The organism is Coleofasciculus sp. LEGE 07092 (assembly GCF_015207375.1).
Taxonomy (GTDB): Bacteria; Cyanobacteriota; Cyanobacteriia; order Cyanobacteriales; family Coleofasciculaceae; genus LEGE-07092.
The window spans coordinates 1-11558 of the sequence record NZ_JADEWY010000176.1; the positions used below are offsets into that span (position 1 = coordinate 1).

Consider the following 11558-nt stretch of genomic DNA (forward strand, 5'->3'; position numbering starts at 1 on the left):
AGCGGGGGAGCAGGGGAGCAGAATTGACTAACTCCTGTGTAGTTTATTTCCTTGTCTCTTTCCTCTAAATTCCCCTTTTGCCAAACTCCGGCAAGTATCCCTCCCAACAGCACAATAACAGCCGGAAAGTAAACAAACTGAAACCGCGCTCCCAGGGTTATATCCATTCCTAAACCATAGGTGAAGCCAAAGACTAACGCGATCGCTCCCACTACATATCCCCCCAAAACCTGAAGCCCTAAACGGGTATCACGATAGTACTGCTGAATTTTAAAGCCCTGCTGTAGACTTGGCATTATCCCCACTAAAAATAGTAGGGTTAGCAAACCTGAAATCACCACTATCCCAATCGGCAGAACCGTGACGGCTGAAGGCAGCAACATTACCATACTCAGCGCCCAAAGCAGAACTCGCCCAATGGGTGCCAACCATTCACCGGTAGGATTGCCATCATAAATCCAAGTGGTGGGTTCACTGCCATTGATAGCTTGTAACGCTGGCAACCAGACTAGACACCCGATTAACGTTCCTGCTGCTACGGCATAGATGCGCCGCCAATGCGATCGCATTAACCCCCCCCTATCCTGCCAAGCTTGCGCCAACACCACAATTCCTTCAGCACAAAGGGTAAGCGTAAAAAAGTAATGAGTTGCCATCCCCAGACTGTTTACACCTACCCAGACTAACCCCATCCAAATTGGTAACGGTTCGCAGCGGTGAATTGCGCGAACAGCGACAATTAAGCAACACAGGGAAGCAATAACTATTAAAATTACTAGGGTGTAGTGACGGGCATCACGCGCCAAGAACACACCAAAGGGGGAAACTGCCATCATTGCAGCAGCAATTTGACCCGCTAACCGGGAACGAAATGCCAGACAACCTAAACCGAATATAGCAGGAATAGAGGCAATACCCAATAATGCCGAAAGCGATCGCACTCCCCAGATTGATGCCAGTCCGTCTTCTGCTGGAAACAGCTTCAACCACAGGTGTACCAGCACAAAATAAACGGGAGGATGGGTACTTTCTTGCAGCAAGCGATCCACCACCGCACCGATACCCGCATCGGCTGTCGGTTGCACAGGTTGTAGCAGAACCTCTGAACCTATGATCTGATCGAGGGGTACAGTGGTAAAACTATGACCCAAACTAAACACCATCGTCGCAAACTCGTCCGTCCAAGGGGGTAGCGCGTCCAGACGAGCACAGCGCAGCATAGTACCAACTGTCAACCACAGGAGAAGCAGCAGGGGATGAAACCAGCGGCTTTGGGGGAGTTCTTTTAACCAATACCGACTCGATAGGTAATAGACGAGCATTGAGGATTCAACTTTAGCCGTGATGCACTCTGGCAAATTACCTTATCAAGTAAATAGGCTCTGGGGATAGCAGATCAAGAGTGTTCGCAAAAAAAATGCGACTCCAGATTCAATGTCTGGATATCGCCCGCTCGTCAGCAGGAATGTTACTGACGTTTAAGATAGCGCGATCGCTAAGTTTTAGCGCGTCGTGCTTTTAACTGGCTAACCTATGGAGCTGGAGACTCAGCCGGAGACTCAGTAGGAACTTCAGCCGGAGACTCCTCTTCAAGGGGTTCTTCACCGCCCCCACAAGCTGCCAAGGACATTCCTAGGGCAAATACAAGAAACAGACCCAAAAATTTCTTATTCATACACTCCCCTTTTGTTAAAGACTGCGTTCAATTAGGATGTCACGCTAGCCTACTACAACTCTACAGTTTTATCATGACCCATTGTTTTTGACGATAGCCTGACCAGCAGAATGTGTTTTTGGCAAGCCTGAGATGGTAAAGAAGAGAGAAATGTAAAGAGATTGGCACCCTTGTCCCCATTTTTGCTCAAATCCAGTAAAATGCATGCATACTGCGAACTCTCACCCGCTCTTTAGGTTGATTTAAGAGTAGGGATTCTTTGGGCTATCTAAAATTTAGAATCAAGTTGAGATGTTCGAGATGGGTGCGGAGTATTGTTTAAGGACAGCATTGTGTTTTTGATTTTGAAGAGCGCTTTCCCCTTGCTCCAAGCTTGGATTAAGTATCCTCCACGGCAAGCAGCACTAACTCGGAAGATTGTTGATCGGATTCGCAACTCGCTCCAACTACAGGTAGTGTTGCAAACAGCAGTCGATGAACTAGCTGCACTGCTCCAGCTAGATTGCTGTAGTTTCTTTTGGTATTTTGAAGAGGGACAGCGAGTCGAAATCGTCTGCAAACGCTCAACAAGCAATAGTCAGCCGTTTCAGTTGGGATATCAAGCCTTAGAGAGCGTTGGAGAGGTGGCTTGTGCGATCGCTACGGGGAAATTAATCGTCAATTCGGGTACAGCAGAATGCTTTTTGAACCGATTGGGTTCAATGGCTCAACGGTTCCTCGGGTTGATACCTGGGGTGGGTGAGCATCTGAAATCTCACCATAAGGCAGGAGCTTGTTCAACGTGGTGCGGCACCAAAATAGCAACTCCCTTAGGAACATGGGACGGACTTCAGTGTAAGGAAATTAGGCGTTGTCATCAGGGTAATCATAATCTGTGGGGATATAAAGCCAGCTTGCTCATTCCTGTGAGGGGAAAAGAAGGCGGTATTGGGTATATTGCCTGTCTTTCAGAGCAACCTCGCCCTTGGGCAGCGCCAGAAATTCAGTTTTTAGAGTTGATTGCCGAATCGTTAGAGATTGCCATCCGTCAAGCCCAACTCTACGAACAAACTCAGAAACAAGCGATTCGGGAGCAGTTGGTCAATCACATCACGACTCAGACTCGCCAGAGTTTTGATCTAGAAGTCATCTTAACCGAAGCGATTACTCATCTGCGATCGGCATTAGACGCTGATCGATGTCTGGTACATTTAGTGGAAGACTGCCACTACTTAAACTCGTTGGAAATTGGATCAGAACCAGCGATCGCCACGGGTAATGATGATACATTCAATCGCAACCATCTTTACGAAGTTTGCTCTCAACCCTTTACCTCTTCCGTGAAGGATTTTGACCCCAATGGACCCATTACGCAATGGGTCATTCAGCACCGTCAGTTAGTAATTATTTCTGACATCAGCCAAGATGAACGCATTGGTCAAGTCAACCAAGAGTATCAAAAAGCACAGATAAAATCGTCATTAGCGGTGCCAGTACAAGCCAATGGCACCCTCTATGCTATCCTTTATCTCAATCAATGTTCCGACATCCGGTATTGGTCAAAACATGACCAAGAACTGGCTCAGGCGGTTGCCAATCAGCTTGCTATTTCCCTACAACAAGCGTATTTGTACGCTCGCACCAGGCAGCAAGCGGCTCACAGTAAACGGCAAGCTCAGAAGCTGTCAGAAATGATTGAAGAACTACGGCTGACACAAGCCCAGTTAATTCAGAGTGAAAAGCTATCCAGTTTGGGTCGGATGGTAGCCGGAGTTGCCCACGAACTCAACAATCCCATTAACTTTATTTCCGGTAATATTCCTTACGTGGAACATTACATTAAGGATTTAATCCGCTTGGTGCAGGCTTACCAATGTGAATATTCTCTGGCATCGCCTCAAGTCCAACAACTGGCTGAAGAGGTGCAAGTCGATTTTGTCCTCAGAGATTTACCCAAGATTCTGCAATCGATGCAATCGGGAGCCGAGCGAGTTCATGAAGTGGTTCGCTTATTGCAGAAATTTTCGCGGCACAATGAAGCGTCCCTCAAACCCATCGATATCAATGCCGCCTTAGAAAATATCATGTTGATCTTGCATAACCAGCTGATCAATACGATTAAAATAGAGCGGCACTATGATGACTTGCCACGAGTAGAATGTTACCCAAAGCAAATCAATCAAGCCTTTCTGAGTATCTTGACTAATGCAGTTGAAGCCCTTAACCGTTCGCAAAAGCCAGACAAAACCCTGACGCTGCGAACCCAATGGATACGGAGTAGCGATTTAAACAAAGAGGGTCGAGTGCAAGTTGCGATCGCCGATAATGGTCCAGGTATTCAGTTAGAAATCCAGCCGAATATCTTTGAACCGTTTTTTACCACCAAAGAAGTTGGCGAAGGCAGGGGCTTGGGTTTAACGGTAAGCTATCAAACGATAGTCAACCAGCACCACGGTCAATTAAAAGTCAACTCTCAACTGGGTCAAGGTACAGAGTTTCTCTTGGAAATTCCAGTCAGACATCACCATTCTATCCAATCGGAACCCATGGGTGACAATTCCCAGAACTCTGCTTCTCCAGCTAAATCCCCTACTGTAATCTCCAACGGCTAGCTGCCGCCATCAATTGTGGATGCTAGGATGGGGCAGTCACATGGGTTTTTAGCTGATAACGAGAATCGATCAGCGAATTAATAACTGTTATCTGGGAAATGCTTATGAATGCTGCCTCTCGCTCCTTTTCACCTCAACGGCGTCGGTCTAGAAGACCAATGGTTAGCTCTAGGGTAACGCCATCCAACACAGCAAGAGTCTCAAGGGTATCTTCCCTGCCTGTCAAACCCCAGAGGCAGAAGGTGGAAAGGCTTCATCCTTCACGGCAGCTCATACCCGCTTGGTTAAAAGTATTTGTCGTTTTACAGCGCGGTTCCGATTGGCTCACTTTCTTTCTGATTGCCACTACCCTAACCATTTATTCCTGGACAGTTTACACCCAGCAGCAGTGGGCGCTGGAATACCGTAAACTAGAAACCCTGCAACGCGATGAACGGCAGCTAACGACCACGAATGAAGTGATCAAAGATCAACTCGCTCAACAAGCAGAACGCCCAGCTACAGGTTTGGTTAATCCCTCCACAGCCAATACTATCTTGCTCTCTCCGGCACCCGAGCGCCAACTTAAGACGCCTTCTACCCAGATTCCTCATTCAGAGGCAGTAGCAACGACACCATTAGGGTATTAAAATGCCAAATGACCCATGACCAAACTCTCTCAACTGCCCCGTTTCAGACTGCTACTGATTTGGGGAATGCTGATAGCAGGAGGGATTGGACTGTTACTCAATCTGTACCGACTGCAAGTAGTACAGGCACCCATGCTTGAGGAAAAAGCGCGGGAACAGCAGATGATCTACCTGCGCCCCTTCGTTCCCCGTCGCCCAATTGTAGACCGCAACGATAATGTTTTAGCCGTTGATCGGCGCGTCTACACCCTATACGCTCACCCCAAGCTGTTCAAGAGTTCTAAACAGCAAGTAGCTGTGACGCTGGCTCCAATTCTCGGAAAGTCGCAAACGGAGTTGGAGAAGTTATTCAATCAACAAGCAAGTGGCATTCGCCTCAGTTATACTCTGGCAGAAGAGGTAGCTGACCAAGTTGCCAGACTAAATATGGATGGTCTGGAAATGATTCAACAGTATTCTCGCCTTTATCCTCAGCAGGATTTGGCAGCAGATGTTGTGGGTTATGTCGATGTTGATCATCGAGGTCAGGCGGGGATAGAATACTCTCAAGAAGATCTACTGGAACGGGCAGTGCGAACGCTGCGACTCAGCCGCGCTGGTAATGGCTCATTGATGCCCGATCATGTACCTGAAGGCTTTCTCCACTTTGATGAATTGCGGCTACAACTGACTTTGGATAGTCGCTTGCAACGAGCGGCTCGTTTTGCTCTTAAGGAAAAAATTGAGCAGTTTAACGCCAAGCGGGGAACTGTGATTGTCATGGATGCACTCGATGGTTCCCTGCTAGCCTTAGTGTCAGAGCCAACCTACAACCCGAACAAATACTATAACTTTGACGTTGGCTTGTTTAAAAATTGGGCGCTAACGGATTTGTACGAACCGGGTTCGACCTTCAAACCGCTCAACGTAGCGATCGCGTTGGAAACAGGTGCCATTCAACCCGATAGCTTATTCAACGATACAGGTTCAATTCAAATTGGTAAATGGTCTATTGCCAACTACGACAAAATCGCTCACGGCACGATTAGCTTGACTCAGATTTTGAAGTACTCCAGTAATGTGGGTATGGTTCGGATGATCCAACAAATGAAGCCAGGGGTTTACTATGACTGGTTGGAACGGCTAGGATTGGGACAGAAAGTAGAAACTGACTTACCCTTTGAGGCACCAGGACAGATCAAAAGTCAGCGAGAGTTTACCGCCTCGCCAGTGGAACCTGCTACCGCCTCTTTCGGTCAAGGCTTTTCTTTAACCCCCATGCAACTTGCTCAAATGCACGCCACTCTAGCGAATGGTGGCAAGTTAGTAACACCCCATGTCATTCAAGGGTTATTTGATAGCAATGGGCAGTTGTACTGGCAGCCCCATCTGAGTGCGCCTCGCCCTATTTTTTCTCCAGGAACGACTCAAAGTGTCTTGGAAATGATGGAAGCTGTCGTCAGTGAAGGCACGGGGAAAGTTGCCCAAATTCCAGGGTATCGAGTGGCAGGTAAGACAGGAACGGCTCAGAAAGCTAGTCCAGCAGGCGGCTATTTTACGAATGCTAAAATCACTAGTTTTGTGGGTATTTTGAGCGTAGATTCTCCCCGTTATGTGGTATTAGCTGTAGTTGATGAACCCAAGGGGAATGCTTTCGGTTCGACAGTAGCCGCACCCATTGTGAAGTCGGTGATGGAAGCACTGATTGCGATCGAGCGAATTCCGCCCAGCGAGTCTACAACCGCTTCAACAGAGCGATAGTTGCCGGAATAAGATAAAGATAAAGATACAGCAGTGGACACATATCTTAGGACATATATGTCCTAACCGTCTTGGCAGTTGCTATAACTTGCACCAGTGGCAATAACCCGCCAGTGGTTTTAACCACTGGCTAATAGCTAAAGTCCTCTTAAGAGGACTGGATAAGAGTTTCAGTCCATTTCAATGGACTTGAGCTATTAGCCCGGAGTTTGAACTCCGGGCTGATTTTCGGGTTTATCGACAATCGTGCAAGATGTGAGATTCAATAGACTTCTCTAAAAATGAGTCTGAAACCCTTGTACAGCTTGAGCTAAGATCTAATTTCTGGAGAGGTCTAATGAATATCAATCACTTACTGCTCTGGATAGTCTGCACCTCATGCATTCTCAACCTAATTGTAGGTATTGGGCGAGTCAGGATGCGTCAGGGTGCTGCCTACATCCGTAGCTGGATTTTGGTTTCAGGATTCGTTTTAGTCGTTACTGCTGCTTTTTATTTCCTAATCCCAGCAAGGGCTGGCTGGATTGCTGGGGGCTTATGGGTGTTGCTGATGTTGGTGCCAATCCTCGGCTTTAGGCTCGTGAATCAACTGGCACTCAAGGAACGCTTCGGTGCAGCTAGCAAATTAGGGACAATCTTGTGCTGGCTACATCCGTCGAAAAGCTGGCGTCACTATTCTGAATTGCTGTGGGCGCTGGAAATGCTCAAGCAAGGGGCAACGGATAAAGCGAAAGCTATTGTCAATCGCTACAAAGTGGAAAACAAAGCCCTAGTTCGATATGCCATTGCTGCTTCCTACCAGATGGAGGCTCGTTGGCAAGACCTTCTAGAATGGATTCAATCTGAGTTGTCTCCTACTGTTCTGCAAGACGAACCTAACTTAATTATCTACTACCTGCGAGGGTTAGGAGAGACAGGAAACTTAAATGGTTTACTCCAAGAACTCGAGGGTTTTGAATCGCTGCTGGAAAAAACGGATCGAGCCGTAAGCCTGAATCAAGCCTACTTATTTGCCTTTGCTTTTTGCGGTCAAAAAGAACAGGTTGTTCGATTGCTCAAAGGCACATTGGCATTCTATCCAAAGCCTATCCGTCTATTCTGGCTGGCAACCGCTGACTGGGCAGGGGGAGATAGAGATGCAGCGCGTCAGCAATTCTTGACTATTTGTAACAGCACTAGTGTATCTTACCGCAATGCTGCCCAAAGACGCTTATCCCAGCCGTTGGCAGACCCAGAAATCGGACTCACTAACCAATCCCAACTCATTCTCTCCCGACTCGCTCTCGATCTCCAGCATCAGACTCGATACAGCGGTAGAGAGAGGTTTTTGGGTTCTAGGGCTTATGCTACCGGGACGATTATTGGGTTGAATGTGCTGGCTTTTGCTCTAGAGATTCGATTGGGGGGCAGCGAGAATCTGGATACCTTGTATTATTTGGGAGCATTGGTTCCAGAGGAAGTTCTAGATGGGGCTTGGTGGCGGTTATTAACGTCTACTTTTCTTCACTTTGGCATTCTGCATCTCTCAATGAATATGCTGGGGCTTTATATCCTCAGCCCTTTTGTGGAATTTGCTTTAGGAGTGTGGCGATATCTGGTTCTTTACCTGAGTGCTGGCGTGGGTTCGATGCTCGTTGTTACTCTGGCTACAGAGAGGGGATACTCTCAGGCTGAATTTGTCGTTGGAGCCTCTGGCTGCGTGATGGGAATTGTGGGGGCGACAGCGGCAATTTTATTGCGGGGTTGGTTCAGGGAAAAATCTCGCATTGCGTCCCAACGTCTGCGGTTTATCCTGTTTATTATTGCCTTTCAGGTTGTTTTTGACCTTTCAGTTCCGCAGATTAGTTTTACGGGTCATACGTCGGGACTGATTATCGGTTTTGTCGTTGGTAGTTTATTAAAACATGATTGGCAAGGTCAATACTAGTGGTCTGTAAAGCTGGTTTTGAGTAGTTACACACCTACAGGTATCCTTGAGGATGCGATCGCCAAAATAGATAGCTTCTTAAAGAGCTAGTCAATGTGAGGTCAAAGATACTGTCGGCGTGCAATTACTCCCTACTCATCACTGCATTTAAGAGGGTGGTTTGTTTGTCAGTGGCGCGATCGATTTGTTGTTCGAGTTGGTCGCACAGTGTCATTAGTTTATCGACTTTGGCGACTATACGGTGTTGTTCTGGAAGGGGGGGGAGGGGGATTAATGTTTCAGATAGTTTAGTTCCATTAAAGTTTGCTTGACCACATTGTTGAATGATTTCTGGTTCTATCTGTGTTTTACGAAAATAAGGAGAATTCATTGCCATGTTTATGTAAAAAGGAAATATATATTTCTCATAAAGTTTTACACGAATAAGATAGGAAGCAAAAGTTGAAATATTATCTTTTCCTTGATAAATTGCCGTTTTTCCAACTAGATCATAACTATTAGTTCGATTAAATAAAATGTCATTTCTCTGAAGATAAAGGCGTGGCAAATCATCGATGTTTTCATCAATGTGTTTAAAATTTACGTCAATTAATCGACCATTAAATATGTTTCCCATTCTGTATACAGGTATCTTCGATGAATCGGTTCCTGTTTTTTTTGAAGTGCCATATTCTATCAACAGAGAAAGACTTTTTAATCTGCTCCACTCCCAACCCTCCGGCAAATCATAAGGAATTTCATCCGGTGTAATCTCCGGTAACTTCTTCGACTTCTTAATCTTCCCTTCCTTAACTAACCGTTCCTTCTCCTCTTCAATTTCCTTGAGTAATTCACTAGCAGGCGGATCATCTGGATTTTGCGGCACCAGTTTACCCATTACCGCGAGTTGTAAGATCGCTTTACGGAGTTCGCTGACGTTTTCTTTAACGGAATACAAATCGCTGAAGTTATGGCGGATAAAGTCCCAAGCTTTTCTAAACCCTTGATCATCCTTGGCGTTCAAGAGGCGATCGCACGCAGCAGCATGGACTATCAGGCGTTTTTGGTTGCGCTTATCCCGTAGTCGTTCCAGTTCATCGCATCGGGACATCAGGCGATCGATTTTTTCAACTATTCGGCGTTGTTCTGGGAGGGGTGGGAGGGGGAATAAACCTTGAAAAAAGTTTCCGTCATTAATTGCTGGATAAGCAACACCTTTCATCTGATCTTCTACATACTCAATGAATGTAGGAGATTTTAAATAATGATATATAAAACGAGTATTGATTACTGTATAAGGATGTAAAATTGCGAATGCTGTACTTGCTATTGGCTCATAATCATATTCTTTTTCAATAACTGCAATGTTTAATAAATAAGGTCTAACAGTTGAATAAATAACTGTTTCTCTATTGACAATTTTTCTAGCACGAGAAGGAGCTTCTTTACTTTCTAGCAGTTGAACAGAATCACTTATTACTCCATTTTTATTGTCAATAGAGCCGACATCAATATAAGTAAAACGTTTATCTGGTTTTTTTTGCCCCCAATCATGACAAATACTTCTAATCCTCACCCATTCCCAACTTTCAGGAATTTCATAAGGAATCTCATCCGGCTTAATCTCCGGTAAAGGCTTCGACTTTTTAATCTTCCCTTCCTTAACTAACCGTTCCTTCTCAGCCTCAATCTCCTTTAAAAGTTCCCTCGCAGGCTGTTCCCTCCCATCTTGCGGTACTAACTTCCCCCGCATCGCCAAACTTAAAATTAATTCCCGTAACCGTTTCACCCCATCCGGTGCAGCAAACGCTGTATCAAAATATTTATCTAAAAGTTCCAAAATTTCCATGAAAACCTATCTTCCCTCAACTCGATTATCTTGAATCATTTCTGAAATGACTCTTGCTAATAAAGGAAGAGAATCAATAACCGTCTCCCAAACAACCTCCACATCAACCTGCCAATATTCATGTACTAAAATATCCCGCATTCCTGCCACAGCACTCCAAGGAATATCAGGATATTTGGCACGCAACTCAGACGGAATTTTCTTAGTTGCTTCCCCAATAATTTCCAACAATTTAACAACCGCCAAAACCTTTTCACGATTATTGGCAAACTCCTCAAAGCTAACGCCTCGAATAAAACTAAAAATTTCGTCAATCGCCTCTAAAATATCCTCTAAAAAATCAAGTAAATCTCGTTTGGTCATACCTTCACCGCCTCGGCCAAAACCCGCTCCCGAATCCTTGGCTTAAGACCTTTTTCCGTCACGATATCTACCCGTAAACCCAAAATCTCACTTAAATAATCCCGTAATTCTCCTAACATCCAGAGTGTCGGCGGGGACTCATAACAAATTAAAATATCTACATCACTATCAGCCGTTTGTTGTCCCCTCGCATAGGAACCAAAAACTTGCATTTCAGACACCCGAAACCTTGTCCTTAAAAAATCTTGATGCTTTTGTAAAAGCTGTTTAATATCCTCTAAATTTCTCATAATCAATCTTTTTGCCAAAATTTAACTACCTAACGCCAACATCAACTCAGCTTTCAGCGCCTCCTGTACCGCCGCCAACTCCTGGGAAATCTCCTCATATTCTGCCATCAACTCATCCGGTTCACCGTGATTAATTTCCATAGAATGAGGATTTTTACAATCTAAATTAAAATTCCGTTCCTCAATCTCCTTAACCGAAACCTGCCAAGCAAATTCCGTTACCTCTCGCTTCTCCCACCATTTTTTCTCCCGATTAAACTCCTTAATCGTCAAAGGCTTAGAACGAGAATAAGACTTATAACCCTGGGGATAAGGATGTTCAAAAAACCAGATTTCCTCCGTCGCTTTCCCCTTCTCAAAAAACAAAATATTTGTACTAATACTCGTATAGGGACTAAACACCCCCTTCGGTAATCGCACAATCGTATGCAAATTAAACTGAGCTAAAAGTTCCTGCTTCAGAGTCGTTTTCACCCCTTCCCCAAACAAAAACCCATCCGGTAAAACCACCCCAG

9 protein-coding genes and 1 pseudogene are annotated in these 11558 nt (G+C 45.4%); 4 read left to right on the forward strand and 6 right to left on the reverse strand.

The features are described 5' to 3' along the window. Window positions 1-1322, reverse strand: a pseudogene (locus IQ257_RS26950) (glycosyltransferase family 39 protein); the annotation flags it as partial. Window positions 1323-1531: 209 nt separating this feature from the next. Next, entirely contained in the window at window positions 1532-1675 is a 144-nt protein-coding gene (locus IQ257_RS26955) for a hypothetical protein (RefSeq protein ID WP_193881115.1), read from the reverse strand. Window positions 1676-2037: 362 nt separating this feature from the next. On the opposite strand from IQ257_RS26955, the gene IQ257_RS26960 reads away from it, so the two are divergent. From IQ257_RS26960 to IQ257_RS26975, 4 genes are all read left to right on the forward strand, one after another. Continuing rightward, complete coding sequence (locus tag IQ257_RS26960; protein WP_228061065.1) at window positions 2038-4266, forward strand: GAF domain-containing protein; 2229 nt, start codon at window positions 2038-2040, stop codon at window positions 4264-4266. Between the two features lie 104 nt (window positions 4267-4370). Then, on the forward strand, window positions 4371-4895 hold the full coding sequence (locus tag IQ257_RS26965) for a hypothetical protein (RefSeq protein WP_228061066.1): 525 nt from the start codon (window positions 4371-4373) through the stop codon (window positions 4893-4895). A 15-nt stretch (window positions 4896-4910) separates the two neighbouring features. Then, entirely contained in the window at window positions 4911-6635 is a 1725-nt protein-coding gene (locus IQ257_RS26970) for a peptidoglycan D,D-transpeptidase FtsI family protein (protein WP_193881112.1), read from the forward strand. 337 nt (window positions 6636-6972) lie between these two features. Then, window positions 6973-8562 (forward strand): rhomboid family intramembrane serine protease, encoded by a 1590-nt coding sequence (locus IQ257_RS26975; protein WP_228061067.1) that lies wholly within the window; start codon window positions 6973-6975, stop codon window positions 8560-8562. 124 nt (window positions 8563-8686) lie between these two features. Here IQ257_RS26975 and IQ257_RS26980 read toward each other — a convergent pair whose 3' ends face one another. From IQ257_RS26980 to IQ257_RS26995, 4 genes are all read right to left on the reverse strand, one after another. Further along, entirely contained in the window at window positions 8687-10390 is a 1704-nt protein-coding gene (locus IQ257_RS26980) for a restriction endonuclease subunit S (RefSeq protein ID WP_193933360.1), read from the reverse strand. Window positions 10391-10396: 6 nt separating this feature from the next. Then, the gene (locus IQ257_RS26985) at window positions 10397-10753 is read right to left on the reverse strand and encodes a DUF86 domain-containing protein (RefSeq protein WP_193882786.1); all 357 of its coding nucleotides are present in this window, start codon (window positions 10751-10753) and stop codon (window positions 10397-10399) included. Continuing rightward, window positions 10750-11043 (reverse strand): nucleotidyltransferase family protein, encoded by a 294-nt coding sequence (locus tag IQ257_RS26990; RefSeq protein WP_193882789.1) that lies wholly within the window; start codon window positions 11041-11043, stop codon window positions 10750-10752. The genes IQ257_RS26985 and IQ257_RS26990 overlap by 4 nt, the downstream gene beginning before the upstream one ends. 21 nt (window positions 11044-11064) lie before the next feature. Beyond that, window positions 11065-11558, reverse strand: a 494-nt coding sequence (locus tag IQ257_RS26995) for an N-6 DNA methylase (protein ID WP_193933362.1), incomplete at its 5' end; no start/stop codon positions are given.